Origin of the sequence: Aliihoeflea sp. 40Bstr573 (genome assembly GCF_024105655.1) — a bacterium.
Classification (GTDB): Bacteria; Pseudomonadota; Alphaproteobacteria; order Rhizobiales; family Rhizobiaceae; genus Aliihoeflea.
In genome coordinates this window covers 68,872-86,572 of record NZ_JAAAMH010000009.1, presented here as the reverse complement: position 1 = coordinate 86,572, position 17,701 = coordinate 68,872, and the positions used below count along the sequence as shown (strand labels likewise).

The 17,701-nt window shown below is 63.3% G+C and carries 17 protein-coding genes and 2 tRNA genes; 9 read left to right on the top strand and 10 right to left on the bottom strand.

All coding sequences use genetic code 11. The annotated features are described in order from the left end of the window. Positions 1-3: 3 nt before the first annotated feature. Positions 4-1,167, top strand: a complete 1,164-nt coding sequence (gene rnd / locus GTK01_RS12870) for a ribonuclease D (RefSeq protein WP_252926290.1) — start codon at positions 4-6, stop codon at positions 1,165-1,167. Here the strand turns inward: rnd and ppx are convergent, their stop codons facing one another. Both ppx and GTK01_RS12860 read right to left on the bottom strand, forming a co-directional pair. Beyond that, on the bottom strand, positions 1,168-2,685 hold the full coding sequence (gene ppx / locus GTK01_RS12865) for an exopolyphosphatase (RefSeq protein ID WP_252926289.1): 1,518 nt from the start codon (positions 2,683-2,685) through the stop codon (positions 1,168-1,170). A gap of 6 nt (positions 2,686-2,691) precedes the next feature. Next, positions 2,692-4,884, bottom strand: a complete 2,193-nt coding sequence (locus GTK01_RS12860; RefSeq protein WP_252926288.1) for an RNA degradosome polyphosphate kinase — start codon at positions 4,882-4,884, stop codon at positions 2,692-2,694. Between the two features lie 150 nt (positions 4,885-5,034). On the opposite strand from GTK01_RS12860, the gene GTK01_RS12855 reads away from it, so the two are divergent. Beyond that, complete coding sequence (locus GTK01_RS12855) at positions 5,035-5,280, top strand: zinc-finger domain-containing protein (RefSeq protein ID WP_252926287.1); 246 nt, start codon at positions 5,035-5,037, stop codon at positions 5,278-5,280. 1 nt (position 5,281) lies between these two features. Further along, positions 5,282-6,418, top strand: a complete 1,137-nt coding sequence (locus GTK01_RS12850; RefSeq protein ID WP_252926286.1) for an FAD-dependent monooxygenase — start codon at positions 5,282-5,284, stop codon at positions 6,416-6,418. Here GTK01_RS12850 and GTK01_RS12845 read toward each other — a convergent pair. From GTK01_RS12845 to GTK01_RS12825, 5 genes are all read right to left on the bottom strand, one after another. Then, positions 6,391-7,065 (bottom strand): TIGR02117 family protein, encoded by a 675-nt coding sequence (locus GTK01_RS12845; RefSeq protein ID WP_252926390.1) that lies wholly within the window; start codon positions 7,063-7,065, stop codon positions 6,391-6,393. The genes GTK01_RS12850 and GTK01_RS12845 overlap by 28 nt on opposite strands. 29 nt (positions 7,066-7,094) lie before the next feature. After that, on the bottom strand, positions 7,095-7,898 hold the full coding sequence (locus GTK01_RS12840) for an amino acid ABC transporter ATP-binding protein (RefSeq protein ID WP_305883890.1): 804 nt from the start codon (positions 7,896-7,898) through the stop codon (positions 7,095-7,097). Between the two features lie 16 nt (positions 7,899-7,914). After that, entirely contained in the window at positions 7,915-9,072 is a 1,158-nt protein-coding gene (locus GTK01_RS12835) for an amino acid ABC transporter permease (protein ID WP_252926285.1), read from the bottom strand. A 5-nt stretch (positions 9,073-9,077) separates the two neighbouring features. Then, complete coding sequence (locus GTK01_RS12830; RefSeq protein ID WP_252926284.1) at positions 9,078-10,268, bottom strand: amino acid ABC transporter permease; 1,191 nt, start codon at positions 10,266-10,268, stop codon at positions 9,078-9,080. Between the two features lie 64 nt (positions 10,269-10,332). After that, positions 10,333-11,361 carry an amino acid ABC transporter substrate-binding protein gene (locus GTK01_RS12825; protein WP_252926283.1) on the bottom strand — a complete coding sequence of 343 codons (1,029 nt, stop codon included), beginning with the start codon at positions 11,359-11,361 and terminating at the stop codon, positions 10,333-10,335. 336 nt (positions 11,362-11,697) lie between these two features. On the opposite strand from GTK01_RS12825, the gene GTK01_RS12820 reads away from it, so the two are divergent. The 4 genes from GTK01_RS12820 to GTK01_RS12805 all read left to right on the top strand — a co-directional run bounded on the left by GTK01_RS12820 (position 11,698) and on the right by GTK01_RS12805 (position 13,442). Then, a complete protein-coding gene (locus GTK01_RS12820; RefSeq protein WP_252926282.1) occupies positions 11,698-12,864 on the top strand; it encodes a cystathionine beta-lyase in 1,167 nt (388 codons plus the stop codon). Positions 12,865-12,941: 77 nt separating this feature from the next. Beyond that, a tRNA-Pro gene (locus GTK01_RS12815) sits at positions 12,942-13,018 on the top strand. Positions 13,019-13,042: 24 nt separating this feature from the next. Then, positions 13,043-13,348: an ETC complex I subunit gene (locus GTK01_RS12810; RefSeq protein WP_252926281.1), complete on the top strand. Its 306-nt coding sequence runs from the start codon at positions 13,043-13,045 to the stop codon at positions 13,346-13,348. 17 nt (positions 13,349-13,365) lie between these two features. Further along, positions 13,366-13,442 (top strand) — tRNA-Arg (locus GTK01_RS12805). A 119-nt stretch (positions 13,443-13,561) separates the two neighbouring features. On the opposite strand, the gene GTK01_RS12800 is transcribed toward GTK01_RS12805, so the two are convergent. From GTK01_RS12800 to GTK01_RS12790, 3 genes are all read right to left on the bottom strand, one after another. After that, on the bottom strand, positions 13,562-13,771 hold the full coding sequence (locus tag GTK01_RS12800) for a hypothetical protein (RefSeq protein ID WP_252926280.1): 210 nt from the start codon (positions 13,769-13,771) through the stop codon (positions 13,562-13,564). A gap of 132 nt (positions 13,772-13,903) precedes the next feature. Continuing rightward, positions 13,904-14,581, bottom strand: a complete 678-nt coding sequence (gene hdaA, locus GTK01_RS12795) for a DnaA regulatory inactivator HdaA (RefSeq protein WP_252926279.1) — start codon at positions 14,579-14,581, stop codon at positions 13,904-13,906. Between the two features lie 4 nt (positions 14,582-14,585). Beyond that, complete coding sequence (locus GTK01_RS12790) at positions 14,586-15,719, bottom strand: AI-2E family transporter (protein WP_371924350.1); 1,134 nt, start codon at positions 15,717-15,719, stop codon at positions 14,586-14,588. A gap of 194 nt (positions 15,720-15,913) precedes the next feature. Between GTK01_RS12790 and purM the strand changes: the two genes are divergently transcribed. Together purM and purN are read left to right on the top strand one after the other, a co-directional pair. Next, on the top strand, positions 15,914-16,978 hold the full coding sequence (purM, locus tag GTK01_RS12785; RefSeq protein WP_252926278.1) for a phosphoribosylformylglycinamidine cyclo-ligase: 1,065 nt from the start codon (positions 15,914-15,916) through the stop codon (positions 16,976-16,978). Continuing rightward, positions 16,975-17,685, top strand: coding sequence for a phosphoribosylglycinamide formyltransferase (gene purN, locus GTK01_RS12780; protein ID WP_252926277.1), 711 nt, complete (start codon positions 16,975-16,977; stop codon positions 17,683-17,685). Before purM ends, purN begins: the two co-directional genes overlap by 4 nt. Positions 17,686-17,701: the final 16 nt, after the last annotated feature.

Genomic DNA, 17,701 nt, shown 5'->3' with positions numbered 1-17,701 from the left:
GATATGCATCTCATCCAGGATCAGGCCGAACTCGAAGCCGTCATCGCAAAGCTCGAAGAGTCGAGTTTCGTTACCGTCGATACCGAATTCATTCGCGAGACGACGTTCTGGCCGATCCTGTGCCTGATCCAGATGGCGGCGCCCGGCGTCACCGCGCTGGTCGATCCGCTTTCCAAGAACATCGACCTCGCCCCCTTCTTCCGGCTGATGGCGAACGAGAAGGTCGTCAAGGTCTTCCATGCCGCGCGGCAGGACATCGAGATCGTCTTTCATCTCGGCGACATGATTCCGCACCCCGTCTTCGACACGCAGGTCGCGGCGATGGTGTGTGGCTTCGGCGATAGCGTGTCCTATGACCAGCTCGTCCAGAAGGTGACCGGCACGCGGCTCGACAAATCGTCGCGCTTCACCGACTGGCGCCACCGCCCGCTTACCGACAAGCAGCTCGAATACGCGCTTGCCGACGTGACCTACCTGATAGAGGTCTACGAATATCTGCGCGCCGAGCTCGAGCGCGAGGATCGCGCCCACTGGCTGACCGAGGAGATGGACATCCTCACCGCTCGTGAGACCTACGATCCACATCCGGACGATGCCTGGAAGCGGCTCAAGATGCGCGTGCGCAAGCCGCAGGAACTGGCAATCGTCCAGGCGCTCGCCGCCTGGCGCGACCGCGAGGCCCGTGAGCGCGACGTGCCGCGCCAGCGCGTCGTCAAGGACGACGCCATATACGAGATCGCACAGCAGGGGCCGCGCGACAGCCACGCGCTCGGGCGGCTGCGCTCGACGCCGAAGGGCTGGGAGCGCTCGTCGACCGCAGCCGCTCTCCTCGAAGTCGTTAACCAGGCGCTTGACCTTCCCAAGGAACAGCTTCCCAAGATGCCCAAGCAGGTCCATCAGCCGGAAGGATCGGGTGCCGCAGTCGAACTCCTGAAGGTCCTTCTCAAGATCATCGCCGAGAAGGAAGGCGTTGCGCCCAAGGTGCTGGCGTCAGGCGACGATCTCGAGAAGATCGCAGGCGAAGGCGAAGACGCGGCCGTTCCGGCTCTCTCGGGCTGGCGCCGCGAAGTCTTCGGAGAACGTGCGCTTCAGCTCGTTCGCGGCGAAATCGGCCTCAAATTCGAAAAGCGCCGGATCGTCGAGTTCGACATCGACGCCGCCGGCTAGCTACCGGTCGTCGACCACCAGTTCCATCGGGCGGCCAAGCACCTTGGATAGCTGCCCCATGCGCCCGGCCGGGCGTTCGCCCATCAATCCGGCATGTTCGGCGGGAATGACGAGGCAGAGCGTACCGTCCGGACGCGTGCGCCAGGTCAGCTCCGGAATGGTGCCCGGCATCGACGCAGAGAGAAGATAGACGACCCGCAAGAGCGCGCCGAGAACACGCGCGCGTTCGACATAATGCGGCGTCGCCAGGGAGCGCATTTCCGGCGAGACCGCGTCCTCGAACACGCCTTCGTGGCGGAACAGATTCGCCAGCGCGATGAAGGCTCGGCCGGGATGGTCGACGCCGATGAACGAGGCGTGCGCGATGATGTTGAGTGACTGTGTGCCACGGTATTCGGGATGGGCGCGCCAGCCGATATCGGCCAGCAGGCACGCCGCCTGCCGATAGCGCGCATCCGCCTCGCTTTCCTCGATGCCGAAGGCGCGGAAGCTTTCGCCCGTCCATTCGGCCAGTTCGCGCGAATGGGTGACCGAGCGTGCACGCAGGATCGCCAGTTCCTCGGCGGCCGAAATCAGCGGGTCCTTTTTCTGCTCCTCCTGCGAGAGCAGCGAATAAAGATAGCCCTCGCGCACGCCAAGCGCCGAGACGACGACCTTTTCCGGCTTCATCGAGCGCATAACTTCGAGCAGCGTCGTCGCACCGTAAGGCAGGAGCCCTCGCCGGTTCTTGGAAATCCGGTCGATCCCCTTGACCTTGTCGAGTTCGCCGGATGCGACCTGCTTGAGGAAATCCGACAGCCCATCCATCGGCATTTCGTAGTGGTGCATGACGTTGAGCCGATAACCGTTCACCATCATGTGGAGCCGGGCAAGGTTACGCCATGTGCCGCCGACGCAATAGAAGGTGCGCCCCTGCCCGCCGCGCAGAAGCTGAGCGCGGATCAGTTCGGTGCGCGCGATGCGGGTTGCAGCCGTCGGCGAGTTCTGCGCCATTTCCTGCAGGCGAAGCCCTCCAAGCGGCAGCGTGATGCCGTCCCCTATCGTCTCGCCCTTGACGTCGACGAGTTCAAGGCTGCCGCCGCCCAAATCGCCTGCGATCCCGTCGGCTTGATGGAAGCCCGAAATGATGCCGAGCGCGGAATAGTACGCTTCCTGTCTGCCCGTCAGCACCTTGATCTTCGTGTCCAGGATGTTCTCGGCGCGCGAGATGAAGTCCGGTCCGTTCTCGGCCTCGCGCGCTGCGGCGGTCGCGATGACGTGCAGGCTTTCAGCGCCCGCCTGTTCGGAAAGAGCGCGGAAGCGGCCGAATTCCTCGACCGCGCGGCGCACGCCATCTGGATCGAGCTTGCCGGTGGTCACGATGCCGCGGCCAAGGCCCGCCAGCATCTTTTCGTTGAAGAGCACGGTCGGCGAGCGCGCAATGCCTTCATAGATGACGAGGCGTATGGAGTTCGAGCCGATGTCGATGATCGACAGCGGACGCCGGTCCTGCAACCGGCCTTGGGAGGTGGCGATCATACGGCCTTAGTCATGCTTCTTGCGGCGATGGCGCGCGATCCGTTTCGGCGCATGGGATTTCAGTGCATTTCCACGGCCGGACAAAGACGGGTTCGTCATGAAATATTCCTGCGCGTTGAACGGCTCTTCCCCCTCCTCCGGCACCATGCGCCGCGAGGTGCCGTCCGGCAATACTTCGAAACTTTGCCGGTTGTCCATCAGGTTTCCGAGCATGATCTGGCCCAGAACCTGCTCGTGGACGGTCGGGTTGGTAATCGGAACGAGTGTTTCGACGCGTCGGTCCAGATTGCGCGGCATGATGTCTGCAGACGAAATGTAGACGATCGCCTCGTCGGAGGGCAGGCCGTAGCCGTTGCCGAAGCAGTAGATGCGGCTGTGCTCTAGGAAGCGGCCGACGATCGACTTTGCGCGGATGTTGTCCGAAAGACCAGGCACCTGCGGGCGAAGGCAACAGATGCCGCGCACGACGATGTCGATTTCGACGCCCGCGCGGCTCGCCTCGTAAAGCGTGTCGATCACGACCGGGTCGACCAGCGAATTCATCTTCAGCCAGATCTGCGCCGGCTTGCCAGCGTTGGCAAAATCGATCTCGGCGCGGATGTGGTCAAGGAGGCGCTGGCGCAGCGTGAACGGCGATATGGCGAGCTTCATCTGGTCGGTCGGCTCGGCGTAGCCGGTGATGAAATTGAAGACCTGCGCCACGTCGCGCGCGATCTGCGGCTCGCACGTGAAATAGGACAAGTCCGTGTAGATGCGCGCGGTGATCGGATGGTAGTTGCCGGTGCCAAGGTGCACATAGTTGCGCAACTTGCCGTCCTCGCGGCGCACGACAAGCGACATCTTGGCGTGAGTTTTCAGTTCGAGGAAACCGAAGACGACCTGCACCCCCGCACGCTCGAGGTCGCGCGCCCAGCGGATGTTGGCCTCCTCGTCGAAGCGCGCCTTGAGTTCGACCAGTGCCGTCACGGACTTGCCGGCCTCCGAGGCATCGATCAGCGCGCGCACGATCGGGCTGTCGTTCGAGGTGCGGTAGAGCGTCTGCTTGATGGCGACGATGTCAGGGTCGAGCGCCGCCTGGCGCAGGAACTGGACCACGACATCAAAGGATTCGTAAGGGTGGTGGACGACGATGTCCTTCTCGCGGATCGCCGCGAAGCAATCGCCGCCATGTTCGCGTATGCGTTCGGGAAAGCGCGGGTTGAAGGGTTGGAACTTCAGGTCGTCCCGCGGCAGCGACACGATCTCGGAAATGTGGCTGATTGCGAGCGGTCCGTACAGGACGCTGATGCGCGACGGGCCGACATTGAGCTGCGAGGCGACGAACTCGCGCAGGGCCGCCGGCATCTCGTCGTCGAACTCGATGCGGATCACCTGCCCGCGCCGGCGCCGTTTCAGCGCCGTTTCGAACAGGCGGACCAGATCCTCGGCCTCTTCTTCCACTTCGATATCGCTGTCGCGAATGATGCGGAACGTGCCCGACCCCTTCACCTCGTAGCCCGGAAAGAGCCGGCCGATGAAAAGCTCGACGACGTCTTCCAGCGCGATGAACCGCGTGTGCTTGCGCTTGTCCGGCAGGCGGATGAAGCGGTTTAGCGCCACCGGCAGCCGCAGGAGCGCCGACATCTCCTCACCGTCCTTGCGGTGGCGCAGTTGCAGCGCCATCGAGAAGCCGAGATTGGGGATGAAGGGGAACGGATGGGCGGGATCGACCGAGAGCGGCGTCAAGACCGGATAGATCGCCTCGAGGAAATGATCCTCCAGCCAGGCCTTGTCCTCCTTCGACAAGGGCGCGGTGCGAACGATCTCGACGCCTTCCTTGCGCAAAAGCTCGGCGAGCAGCGAAAAGCTCTGCTGCTGGTCTTCCTGCAGGCTCGATACCTCGATCAGGATCTGTTCGAGCTGTTCCTCGGGCGTGCGCCCGTCTGGGCTCTTAATGGCGATGCCGGCGCGTACCTGACCGGCGAGGCCGGCGACGCGGACCATGAAGAACTCGTCGAGATTGGTCGCCGAGATCGACAGGAAGCGCAGCCGCTCCAGGAGCGGATGGCTGGGATTATGCGATTCATCCAGCACGCGGCGATTAAACTGCAGCCAGGAGAATTCGCGATTGACGAAGCGGTCCGGATTGTCGTCTGGCGACTTGACGAGCTTTGCCACCGGGCTTGCAAAGCTGCGTTCGACTGGCTTCATCTCGTTCATCTGATTACCCGGCTCCCGCGCGGCGCGACTGTCGCGACCAATGCCCGTTCCTGCCAGCCTTTTGCGACAGTTTCATATCACACATCTTGCAATGGTGAGGCCGATGCTGCAAACGCTCAAGGCCTATTCGTACGATCTTCGGAGTCCGTCATGGCCGGTCACGCAATTCCCCATTTCCAGAACGACGAGGGCCATCCGGTCATCGAGATCGGCGTCAAGGAATTCATGTGCGTCGGTGCCAATCCGCCCTACGACCATCCGCATGTCTTCCTCGACATGGGCGACGACGACGAGAAGGTCTGCCCTTATTGTTCCACCCTCTACCGCTTCAATGCGAGCCTGAAGGCTGCCGAGACGGTGCCTGCGGGCGCCGCCTATCACGAGAACGCCGCCTGAGGTGAACGGGCGCGTCCAGATCGCAGGTGCCGGCATTGCGGGCCTGACGACCGCCCTTTTTCTTGCCCGCGCGGGCTGGGAAGTCGAAATCCGCGAACGCGCGCAGAGGCTCGAACCCGTCGGGGCGGGCCTGCAGCTGTCCCCCAACGCGACCCGGCTTCTTGACCGGCTGGATCTTCTGTTTGCCCTTCAAACCGCCTCCGTCGCGCCCGAAGCGATCGAACTTCGCGACGCGCGCAGCCTGAAGCCACTCGCTGCCGTCGCACTCGGCGATTTTGCCGCCAAACGATGGGGCGCGCCCTATCTCGTCATCCATCGCGGCGACTTGCAGCAGAAATTGCTTGCTGCGGCCGTGCAGGAATCAAAGATAAGCATCTGTTTTGGAACAGAAATCGATCCCGCGACGCAAGCGGATCTGGTCATCGGCGCGGATGGCGTCTGGTCCTCGACGCGCGCCGGCCTCCCGGGTGCATCTCGTGCCCGCTTCAGTGGCCATGTCGCGTGGCGCGCGCTCGTGGAAGCCAATGACGACGCCTTCGCCGATCTCGCCGCTCACCTGTCGCCGACCAGCGTCACCGCGCTCCTTGCCCCCTCCTTCCACCTCGTCGCCTACCCGATCCGCCAGGGCAAGGCGCTCAATCTGGTGGCGATCATACCCGGCACGGCGGGCTCGCAAGATTGGTCGCAATCCGTCGCCGATGTCGTGCCCTTGCCAAATCATCGCGCCCATACGCTGCATGATCTTCTTGCGGAGGTGCGCGGTTGGACGCGCTGGCCGGTCCACGACGTCGATCCTGCCGGAAATTGGGGCGATGCAAGCGGGTTCCTGGTGGGCGATGCGGCACATGCGATGACGCCCTATGCGGCGCAAGGGGCTGCCATGGCCATCGAAGATGGCGCGGCACTCGCCGCCGTCCTTCGCGCCTCGCCCGACATCCCTGCGGCTCTCGCCCGCTACGAAGCCGTCCGCCGCCCGCGCCTTGCCCGCGTCGCCGGCCGTGCGCGCTTCAATCGCTTCACCTGGCATGCGGCGGGACCGGTCGCGCTCGCGCGCAATCTCGTTCTCAAGACGCGTTCTCCAGAACGCCTCTCCGCCGATTTCGACTGGCTCTACGGATTCGATGCCGCCGCATTGTGAGTGCTGACAGACCATAGCAGGCTGACCGGTAGCGGGTTCCACCAGCCGGTTCGAAACCCGCCTTCGCGCAGCACGCGGCTCGTCCACAAATTGCAGCCGACCAGCACGTTGAACCAGCCTCGCGCTTCGTAGAAGCGATCGAACTCGCCATATCCGGCACCCTCGATCACGTCCGGCCGTCCGGCCGCATCTGACACAAGCGTCGCCAGCACCTCGTCGATCATCGCCGTCATTTCCCGTTCGCCCACTTCGAGGACGACAACACCCTCGGCAGGCAGTGCGATTTCGCCGCCAAGCGCGGCATGAATCACGGCACGATCAAGCGTCAGCGCCTTGGCCGCCGGGCCCGGCTTCAAATCCGCCCAGGTCGGCGTTTCGAGATAGAAGGCGCGTCCGCCCCAGCCGACCACGAGCCAGGCAAGCTCCGGCGCGTCGAGCGGCAGGCCGTCTTCGGCGAGGAATCCGAACCGGGCGAGGATGTCCGGATCGGCAGGAAAAGCGATGTCGGTATGGATCGCGTTGGCGACGAGCAGCACCTGGCGCGTTGTCGCCGTGTCATCGGTCGCAAAGAGCGGACGCGGAACGATCGCGCCGAGAACAAATGCGGCAACCGCCGCGACAACGAGCGCGAGGAGGCCGCGAAGCAGCCGCGACCGGCGGCTTCGCTAGGCCACGATCAGTGCAGGATCTGGCTCAGGAACAGCTTCGTGCGCTCATGCTGCGGATTGTCAAAGAACTTCTTCGGCTCGTTCTGCTCGACGATCTGGCCCTGGTCCATGAAGATGACGCGGTTGGCGACCTGGCGCGCGAATCCCATTTCATGGGTCACGACGATCATGGTCATGCCTTCCTCGGCAAGGCCGACCATCGTTTCCAGCACTTCCTTGATCATTTCGGGATCGAGCGCCGAAGTCGGCTCGTCGAAGAGCATGATGCGCGGATTCATGCACAAGGAGCGTGCGATGGCGACACGCTGCTGCTGGCCGCCCGAAAGCTGGCCTGGATATTTGCTCGCCTGCTCGGGGATTTTGACACGCTCCAGATAGTGCATCGCGACTTCTTCGGCCTGCTTCTTCGGCATCTTGCGCACCCAGATCGGCGCCAGTGTACAGTTCTCGAGAATTGTCAGATGCGGGAAGAGGTTGAAGTGCTGAAACACCATGCCGACTTCGCGGCGCACCTCGTCGATCCTCTTCAGATCGTTGGTGAGTTCGATCCCGTCGACGACGATCTTGCCCTTCTGGTGCTCTTCCAGCCGATTGATGCAGCGGATCATGGTCGACTTGCCCGAGCCGGAGGGCCCGCACACGACGATTCGTTCGCCCCGCATCACCTTCAGATTGATGTCGCGCAGCACGTGGAAGTCGCCATACCATTTGTGCATGCCGACGATCTCGATCGCCACGTCCGTGTCGGAAATCTGCATCTTCGAGCGGTCGAGCGGACGATCACTTGCCGTTGCGGCGTCTTGAATAGCCATGTCGGTTCCCTTGGCCTTAATTCTTGTGGCCGGTATCGAGCCGGCGTTCCATGTAGATCGAATAGCGCGACATCGCGAAGCAGAAGGCCCAGAAGACCAGCCCGGCAAAGATCAGGCCGGATTTCGGGGTCTGCGGCGATGCCCAGTTCGAATCCGAGAAGTTCTGGCGCACGATCGCGAGCAGATCGAACATTCCGACGATGTAGACGAGGCTCGTATCCTTGAAGAGGCCGATAAAGGTGTTCACGATTCCCGGGATCACCAGCTTCAGCGCCTGCGGGAGGACGATCAGCCCCATCGACTGCCAGTATCCGAGACCGAGCGATGACGCGCCTTCGTACTGACCCTTCGGAATGGCTTGCAGACCGCCGCGGACCACTTCGGCCATATAGGCCGATGCGAAGATCGACAGACCGATCACCGCGCGCAGGAAGCGGTCGAACGTCGTCCCGGCCGGCATGAAGAGCGGCAGCATGACGCTTGCCATGAACAGCACGCTGATCAGCGGCACGCCGCGAATCGTCTCGATGAAGACGACGCAGATCATCTTGATGACCGGCAGTTTCGAGCGTCTCCCGAGCGCCAGAAGGATGCCGAATGGCAGCGATACCGAGATGGCGACGAAGGACAGCACCATCGTGACGAGAAGACCGCCCCACAGCGAGGTCTGGACGGTAGACAATCCGAACGAGCCGCCGACGAGCAGGAAATAGGCGACGACCGGAAACACGCCGAAAAACACGATCGCATTGATCGCCTTGAACGGAACGCGCGGGATCAGGAGCGGCACCAGAAGCGCGACGAACATCACCGCTGTCAGATTCACCCGCCAGCGCTCGAAGACCGGATAGCGGCCATACATGAACTGCGAGAACTTGGCGTTGACGAAGGCCCAGCAGGCGCCGGACCAGCCGTCGGGCTGGATGCCGCCCTGCGACTGCGTCGAGCAGACCGAACGGTCCGGCCCGACCCAGGCCGCGTCGATGAAAGCCCAGCGGATGATGTTGGGCAGCGCATAGGCGACGATCAAAAGGCCGATCAGGGTCAGCACGCCGTCCATCGGTGTGGCGAACAGGTTCTTGCGCAGCCATCGGGTGACGCCCTTTTCGCGCTCGGGCGCGTTCTGGGCATTCACCATCTCCATGCGGACGTAGGAAAGGTCGTGTTCCTGCATGGTCCTTACCTCTCCACCAGCGCCATCTTGGCGTTGTACCAGTTCATGAAGGCCGAGGTGAGCAGGCTGAGACCGAGATAAACGACGATCCAGATGGCGACGACTTCGATCGCCTGACCGGTCTGGTTCATGGTCGTCTGCCCGATCGCGACCAAGTCGGCATAACCGACGGCAATCGCGAGCGACGAGTTCTTGGTCAGGTTCAGATACTGGCTCGTCAATGGCGGGATGATGATCCGAAGCGCCTGCGGCACGACGACCAGCCGCAGGGTGCGACGGGGCGAAATCCCGAGCGAATACGAAGCTTCCGACTGCCCCTTGGCAACCCCGAGGACGCCCGCGCGGGCGATCTCGGCAATGAAAGAGGCGGTATAGAGCGACAACGCCAGATACAGCGACAGGAATTCCGGCCGCACCACCCAGCCGCCTTGCAGACTGAAGCCTGCCATTTCAGGATATTCGATCGTTGCCGGGCTACCCGTGATGAGAAAGGCAATGACAGGCAGTCCGATCAAGAGTGCCAAGCCAACCCTGACGGTCGGAAATGTCTGACCGGTTGCCATCTGACGGCGACGCGCCCAAACGACGATCCCGATCAGCGCGACCACGGCCAGTGCGAACGCTGCCGGAACAAGCCAGAAGCCCGGTTCGGCGATGATGCGCGGCATATAGAACCCGCGATTGTTGATCATGCCGCCAAAGGGCAGATCGACTGACTGACGCGGTCCGGGCAGGACGGCCAGAACACCGACATACCAGAAGAAAATAACGAGCAGCGGCGGGATGTTGCGGAAGACCTCCACATAAACGGTGCAAATGCGTCCGATCAGCCAGTTACGCGACAGACGCCCGAGACCGATGAGAAAACCGACGATCGTCGCCGTGATGATGCCTGTGATCGCCACGAGCATGGTGTTCAGAAGGCCAACGGTGATCGCCCGCAGGAAGGTCGAGTTCGAGGAATAGGGGATCATCGACTGGCTCAGATCGAAGCCTGCACGTCCAGACAGGAAGCCGAAGCCGGACGCGATGTTCGCGCGCCGCAGGTTTTCAGCCGTGTTGCCGATGATCCAGTAGATGAAACCGATCAGCGCAACCGCGACGACGACCTGAACGACGATGCCGCGCGTCTTGGGATCATTCACCCAGGAAACTTGTGCGGGCTCTTCGGCGCGCACACTCATCTGCGAAGCCATTTTCCCTCCGCGCCAAAGAGAACGGGAGGCGGATTACCGCCTCCCGATGCCAGTCCGATCTCGCTTAGCGGATCGGCATCGCGTACTGCAGGCCGCCATCGGTCCAAAGCGCGTTCAGACCGCGCGCGATGGCAAGCGGGCTGCCGCTGCCGATGTTGCGGTCGAACACTTCGCCGTAATTGCCGACTTCGCGGACGATCGCCTGAACCCAGTCGTTTTCGAGGCCGAGGCCCTGGCCGATGGTCGATTCATCCTCAAGTCCGAGGACGCGACGGATCTCCGGGCTCTCCGAAGTCATCATCTCTTCGAGGTTTTCCGACGTGATTCCGAGTTCTTCGGCCTGGATCATCGCGTAAAGCGTCCACTTTACGATGTTGAACCACTGGTCGTCGCCCTGGCGGACGGCAGGTCCGAGCGGCTCCTTCGAGATGATCTCCGGCAGAACGACGTGCTCGTCCGGGTTGGCGAGCGTCAGGCGAAGCGCGTAGAGGCCCGAGGCGTCAGTCGTGTAGGCGTCGCAACGGCCAGCTTCATAGGCCGCGTTGGTCTCGTCGAAGCCCTGGAAGACAACCGGGTTGTATTCCATGTTGTTGGCCGCGAAGTAGTCGGCGAGGTTGAGTTCGGTCGTCGTACCGGACTGGACGCAGATTGCCGCCCCGGAAAGCTGCATGGCGGAGTTGATGTCCGGCAGCTTGGTCTGGTTGATCATGAAGCCCTGGCCGTCATAGTAGTTGACGCCTGCGAAGGTCAGGCCGAGCGTGGTGTCGCGCGTCAACGTCCAGGTCGTGTTGCGCGCAAGCAGGTCGATTTCGCCCGACTGCAGCGCGGTGAAGCGCTCGGTCGCGTTGGTCGGCGTGTACTGCACGGCATCGGCATCGCCGAAGACGGCGGCGGCAACGGCGCGACACATGTCGACGTCGAAACCGGTCCAGTCGCCAGCGTCATCCGGGGCGGCAAAGCCGGCGAGGCCGGTGTGGACACCGCACTGGACGAAGCCCTTCGCCTTCACGTCGTCGAGGGTCGCAGCCGAAGCGGCCGTCGCACCGAGCGACAGCGCGGCGCCGCCGAGAATTCCCACCATAAACTTCTTCATTTCCCACTACCCTCTTGTTTTCGAAGCATGTTCCTTATGCCCCGTCTTCTCTTGTATGGGAGCCGCCGAGGCGGCCACATGCGCCGTAATCGATGTCCGGCGCCGCCGGCACCCCTGCCCTGTCTCCCATTCACAAAGGCCATCGAAGGCCATAAATTTTGCTGGGTCAAGCCTGAAAGCACCACTGGACCTATCGGCCCGTCATCGATCGGCCATCTTCCCCGATGCCGCCTCTGGCGCGCGCTTTGCCCAGAGGATGGGCAGGCTCGTTGCATTGCACCAGTTCGTGCAGCCGCGTATTGATCGTGCCCAGACTGAAAACAATGGTGGATATGCATGAAGAACGATGTCGATCGCACAGGTATCAACACCCGCCTTGCCCATGGCGGCAACAACCCGCGCGACTATTTCGGCTTCGTCAATCCGCCGGTCGTCCACGCCTCGACCGTGCTGTTCCCCGATGCGGCCACCATGGCATCGCGCAATCAGAAATATACTTACGGCACCCGCGGAACACCAACGTCCGACGCGCTGTGCAACGCGATCAACGAACTCGAAGGTTCGGCAGGCACGATCCTCGTGCCATCCGGGCTGGCAGCCGTCACGGTCCCGCTCCTCGCCTTCCTTTCGGCGGGCGATCATGTGCTAATCGTCGATTCGATCTACAATCCCACCCGCCGCTTTGCCGATACGGTATTGAAGCGGCTCGGGATCGAAGTCGAGTACTACGCCCCGCGAATTGGGGCCAGCATCGCCACACTGATGAAGGCGAATACGAAGGTCGTCTTCACCGAAGCGCCCGGTTCCAACACGTTCGAGATGCAGGACATCCCCGCAATCGCGGAGGCCGCGCATGCCGGCGGCGCCATCGTGATGATGGACAACACCTGGGCGACGCCCCTCTATTTCAAGCCGCTCGACCACGGCGTCGACGTCTCGATTCATGCCGCAACGAAATATCCGGCCGGTCATTCGGACGTGCTCCTGGGCACCGTTTCGGCCAACGAGGATTGCTGGGAGCAAGTTTGGGACACGTACCTGACGATGGGCGTGTGCGCGGCCCCGGATGACGTCTACCAGGTACTGCGCGGCCTTCGCACCATGGGCGTACGGCTCGATCGTCACCAACAAAGCGCGCTCGAGCTGGCCCGCTGGCTGGAAACGCGCGACGAGGTGGCGCGGGTTCTCCATCCCGCTCTCGAAAGCCATCCCGATCACGCGATCTGGGCCCGAGATTTCTCTGGCTCGAGCGGCATCTTCTCGATCGTTCTTGCGTCCGGCGGCGAGCGAGAGGCGCACGCCTTTCTCGACGCCCTGAAGCTCTTTGGCCTCGGCTATTCCTGGGGCGGCTACGAGAGCCTGGCCGTCCACGTCAACCTTGCCGACCGCACCGTGTCGAAGGTCGACTATCCGGGCCCGGTGCTGCGCCTGCAGATCGGCCTGGAGGATGTCGCCGACATCAAGGCCGATATCGAGGCCGGGCTCGACGCGCTCAAACCTTGAGAATTCGACCCGGTTGCGGATTTCCCCTTGCGAACGGCCTGCCGACCCACTAGGCAGGCTGCGTCCGCCGTGACCATCGGAGCGTAGCGCAGCCTGGTAGCGCATCTGGTTTGGGACCAGAGGGTCGCAGGTTCGAATCCTGCCGCTCCGACCACGCGGACCGAATGGAGTATGATCGATGTCCGCACGTATCTTCAGTCCCGCCAAGACAGCGATGCAGTCCGGCAAGGCCAAGACCGGCTTCTGGGTGCTCGAATTCGATCCCGAGCAGCCGCGCAAGATCGATCCCCTGATGGGCTATACCTCGTCGGGCGACATGAAGAGCCAGATTCGTCTCACCTTCGAAACACGCGAGGAAGCTGTGGCCTATGCGGAGCGCAACGGCATCGCCTTCCGCGTTCAGGAGCCGAAGGACGCGCGACGCCGGCAGATTTCCTATGCCGAGAATTTTCGCTACGATCGCAAGATTCCTTGGACGCACTGAGCCCAAGGGCTTACTCCGGTCCCGTAGCTCAGTTGGATAGAGCACCGGCCTTCTAAGCCGATGGTCGCAGGTTCGAGCCCTGCCGGGATCGCCAATCTACCGCGACGCCCTCAAAGATGTTCTTACCGCCTCTACGCCAGCCTTGAGAGCCTGGCCGTCCGAGTTCGAACATCCTGCGCTGGCTCGCCGTGTCCGGATCGCGCTTCAAGAGGATTATCGTTGCAAAGGCTGGCGCGCGAGTGTCTTGAGCTCGTCTTCGTCGTCGATGCCAGCCAGGTAATAGCCGAGAATGCGCGACGCACGCGCTTCGCGTTCGGTCTCGTTCTCGCCGGCCCGTTTCGTCGCCGCGTATACGCGGGACAGGAGCGCCAGTTCGGCAGGCGACATGATCCCTGCTTCCTCCGCTTTTCGACGCAGCGGCATGGCCCCCTCCATGATGACGCTCGCACAACAGTAGTCGAAAATCGCCGATACGCAACAGGATCAGGTGGTTAGGCAAGTTGCCGGCGGCCCCCTGTCGGTGGCACCGCCGTCAGGCGGGCGGGAGCTGGGACGTCAGCCCTCGCCAAGGACTTCTGCGGCAAGCGTGCGGGTGATGCGAGACTTGCGCGCAAGGGCCGCAGAATCTAGGCGCTCAACAACGGCATTCGCGCTTTCGAGCGAGCGTTCCATTCGCTTGACCACGTACTGGATGACGACAGGATCGACATCGACCTGCCGGTCCGCGAAGAGCTTGGTCAGGACACCGGCGAGGAGCGTGTCGTCCGGCGCGCCGATCTCCACGACTGCCGCCGCGCGCAGGCGCGAGACGAGGTCTGGCAACCCGACCGGCCAGACGGCGGGGCGCATGGCGGCCGTCAACAGAAGGTGTGTACCGGACGAGCGCACCGCGTTGATCAAATGGAACAGGCCGGTCTCGTCGATCGGTGCACGGTCTGCATCGTCGACCAGGATCGGACCGCGCTCGGCCCAGTCCAGCGCCTCGGCGCCGATGCCGCCGATCGAGAGCGAGGCAGCACCGGTCACCTCCTGCCAGGCGGCCGCCAGATGCGTCTTTCCAGCGCCGCGCGGCCCGACGACCACCACAACCGGCGCAGGCCAGTCGGGATAGGTATCTATCAGGTGCAAGGCAGGCAGTATCGACGCACCGGGGACGAGATCGTCGCGGCTCGTCGCCGGGCGATGCGCGAGATCGAGAGGGATCTGCTGCGGTCTTCTTGGCGCGAGCGTCACGGGATCAGCCCCGGTCGAGCGGCTTTTGCCCGCCGCTGTAGAGCGGCGAAGCCTCGTAGCGGCTGATGGCGAAGCGCACCAGCACGGCCACCGCTGCCGAAGCCGGCACCGCGATCAGAAGCCCCACGAAGCCGAACAGATAGCCGAAAGCGAAGAGCGCGAACATCAGCCATACAGGGTGAAGCCCGACGCTTTTGCCGACGAGATTGGGCTGAAGGATGTTGCCCTCGATGAACTGACCGCCGAAGAAGATCGCCGCCACGATCGCCACCATGTGCCATTCGGGCCAGAACTGGACGAAGGCGACGCCCACCGACAGCACGAGGCCGATCATAGATCCGACATACGGGATGAACGAAATCAGCCCCGCGAACATGCCGATCAGGAGACCGAAATTCAGGCCGACGAGGGTCAGGCCGACCGCATACATCGCCCCCAGGATCAGGCACAGCGTGCCCTGCCCGCGTACGAACCCGGCCACCGACGCATCAATGTCGCGAGCGATCTGGCGAACGGTCTCGACATGGTTGCGCGGCACGAGCTGGTCGAGGCGCGCGACCATCTTGTCCCAGTCGAGAAGCATGTAGAAGGCGACGACGGGCGTGACGACCAGAAGCCCGACGACGTCGACCAGCGCCTGGCCACCACTCCAGATCGACGCGAGCAGCGTCGCGACCATTCCCGAACCTTCGGAGAAAATGGAACTGATCCCCTCCTCCAGCCCGCCCGGCTCCAGGCCGATGCGCGACGAGAGCCATTCGAAGTCGAGCGAGGTGACGAGCGACTGCAACCGCGCGAAATAGTCCGGTACGCGCTCGATGAACTCGGCGAGCTGGTTGGCTAGGATCGGGACGAGGACCGCAAGGCCGATCACCAGCAGGAGCACGAACGAGATCAGGATCAGCACGGTTGCCCAGATGCGCGACAGGCCGCGCCGCTCGAGCCAGTCGGCTACCGGATCGAGGAAATAGGCGAGGATCATGCCCGCGAAGAAGGGCAGCAGGACGGACGAGAAAACGAAAAGAAAAAGGCCGAAGACGACGACCGCTGCGAGCCAGAACATGGCCTGGCGACGCAGCGACATCAGCGGCTGCGCCGGTGCGGGCGTGGCGGCAGGCGTGGGCGTTTGCGTCGTCATGCGCTTCGTCATCCGCTGTTCGGGCAGGCTCACGACATAGGCGCGCGCGGTTGCGGTGGTCAAGTGGCAGGAGGACACGCCTTCGCCTTGCGGGAGAGCCGTGCTTCGTGCCAAGAGCGGGCATTGGCATACGAAATTTGGGCAGCCGTCGTTCAACGCAGTTCGCGCAGGCTGTCCGGAGCGGAGTTTCGCAGATGAGCGACCAGAAAAACGGGCTCACCTACGCGCAGGCAGGCGTCGACATCGATGCAGGCAATACGCTGGTGGAGAAGATCAAGCCGATGGTGCGCTCGACGCGGCGGCCGGGCGCGGACGGCGAGATCGGCGGTTTTGGCGGCTTGTTCGACCTGAAGGCCGCAGGTTTCACCGACCCGGTGCTCGTCGCAGCGAATGACGGCGTCGGCACCAAGCTCAAGGTCGCCATCGATGCGGGCATCCACGATACGGTCGGCATCGACCTCGTTGCCATGTGCGTCAACGATCTCGTCGTGCAGGGCGCCGAGCCGCTGTTCTTCCTCGACTACTTCGCGACCGGCAAGCTCGATCCAGACCAGGGCGCCGCCATTGTCTCCGGCATAGCCGAGGGATGCCGCCAGGCAGGCTGCGCGCTGATCGGCGGGGAGACGGCCGAAATGCCCGGCATGTATCGTGACGGCGACTATGACCTCGCCGGCTTTGCGGTCGGCGCGGCGGAGCGCGGCCAGTTGCTGCCGACCGACGACATCGTCGAAGGCGACGTCATTCTCGGCCTCGCCTCCTCCGGCGTCCATTCCAACGGCTATTCGCTGGTGCGCAAGATCGTCGAGCTTTCCGGCCTCGACTGGGATGCGAAGGCGCCGTTCGACAAGAGTCGCTCCTTGGGCGAAGCGCTGCTCGAGCCCACGCGCATCTACGTCAAGCCGATCCTCGCCGCGATCCGTTCCACCCACGGCATCAAGGCGCTCGCCCACATCACCGGCGGCGGTTTCCCGGAGAACATTCCCCGTGTCCTGCCGAAGGATTTCGCGGCCGAACTCGACCTCAACGCGATCGACGTTCCCCCTGTCTTCTCGTGGCTCGCTGAAACCGGCGGCGTTGCATCCGTCGAGATGAAGCGCACCTTCAATTGCGGCGTCGGCATGATCCTCGTCGTCGCCTCGGGACAGGCGGCACAGGTCGCCGCCGTCCTCCAGAAGGAAGGCGAACACGTCATGACCATCGGCCGCATCGTGCCCCGTCGCGAAACCGGCGTCGTCTATCGCGGGCATCTCGACCTATGAGCATCACGAAGAAGCGCGTCGCCGTCCTCATTTCCGGGCGCGGCTCGAACATGAAGACCCTGGCGGAGGCTGCAAGCGGCCCTCGCGCCAGCTACGAGATTGTCGGCGTCATCTCCGACAAGCCCGAGGCGACCGGCCTCAACCACGCTGCCGCGCTCGACATCGAGGCACGCGCCATCTCGCGCAAGGACTTTCCTGACAAGACGACGCACGAAGCCGCCATTGACGCCCAGCTCAAGCGTTGGAACGTCGAAATCGTGGCGCTTGCCGGCTACATGCGGCTCCTGTCGGCCGACTTCGTCGAGACCTGGAAGGGGCGGATGGTCAACATCCACCCCTCCCTCCTGCCGCTCTTCAAGGGTCTCGACACGCACAGGCGCGCGCTCGAAGGCGGATTGCGCATCCATGGCTGCACCGTCCACTTCGTCACCGCCGAAATGGATGGCGGGCCGATCATCGCGCAGGCGGCCGTTCCCGTCTCGCCCGACGACAATGAGGACAGCCTGACGCGCCGCGTGCTCGCCGCGGAGCATCAGCTCTATCCGCTGGCGCTCGATCTCGTGGCCACCGGCCGCGCGCAACTCGTTGGCAACCGCGTCGCCTTCGATCATCTCGGCGCATCGAGCGGACGCGAACGCATCCTGTCGCCTTCCACGGGACATGACGGCGAAGCCGACCTCGAATCGCTCGCCCGCTTCACGCCCTGAGATCGCGTTTGACGGG

Excerpts from the sequence above, each read along its gene's own strand:
- rnd (WP_252926290.1), top strand. The coding sequence starts at position 4 with ATGCATCTCATCCAGGATCAGGCCGAACTCGAAGCCGTCATCGCAAAG.
- ppx (WP_252926289.1), bottom strand. The coding sequence starts at position 2,685 with ATGATCGCCACCTCCCAAGGCCGGTTGCAGGACCGGCGTCCGCTGTCG.
- GTK01_RS12860 (WP_252926288.1), bottom strand. The coding sequence starts at position 4,884 with ATGAACGAGATGAAGCCAGTCGAACGCAGCTTTGCAAGCCCGGTGGCA.
- GTK01_RS12855 (WP_252926287.1), top strand. The coding sequence starts at position 5,035 with ATGGCCGGTCACGCAATTCCCCATTTCCAGAACGACGAGGGCCATCCG.
- GTK01_RS12840 (WP_305883890.1), bottom strand. The coding sequence starts at position 7,898 with ATGGCTATTCAAGACGCCGCAACGGCAAGTGATCGTCCGCTCGACCGC.
- GTK01_RS12835 (WP_252926285.1), bottom strand. The coding sequence starts at position 9,072 with ATGCAGGAACACGACCTTTCCTACGTCCGCATGGAGATGGTGAATGCC.
- GTK01_RS12830 (WP_252926284.1), bottom strand. The coding sequence starts at position 10,268 with ATGGCTTCGCAGATGAGTGTGCGCGCCGAAGAGCCCGCACAAGTTTCC.
- GTK01_RS12825 (WP_252926283.1), bottom strand. The coding sequence starts at position 11,361 with ATGAAGAAGTTTATGGTGGGAATTCTCGGCGGCGCCGCGCTGTCGCTC.
- GTK01_RS12820 (WP_252926282.1), top strand. The coding sequence starts at position 11,698 with ATGAAGAACGATGTCGATCGCACAGGTATCAACACCCGCCTTGCCCAT.
- GTK01_RS12810 (WP_252926281.1), top strand. The coding sequence starts at position 13,043 with ATGTCCGCACGTATCTTCAGTCCCGCCAAGACAGCGATGCAGTCCGGC.
- GTK01_RS12800 (WP_252926280.1), bottom strand. The coding sequence starts at position 13,771 with ATGCCGCTGCGTCGAAAAGCGGAGGAAGCAGGGATCATGTCGCCTGCC.
- GTK01_RS12790 (WP_371924350.1), bottom strand. The coding sequence starts at position 15,719 with ATGACGACGCAAACGCCCACGCCTGCCGCCACGCCCGCACCGGCGCAG.
- purM (WP_252926278.1), top strand. The coding sequence starts at position 15,914 with ATGAGCGACCAGAAAAACGGGCTCACCTACGCGCAGGCAGGCGTCGAC.
- purN (WP_252926277.1), top strand. The coding sequence starts at position 16,975 with ATGAGCATCACGAAGAAGCGCGTCGCCGTCCTCATTTCCGGGCGCGGC.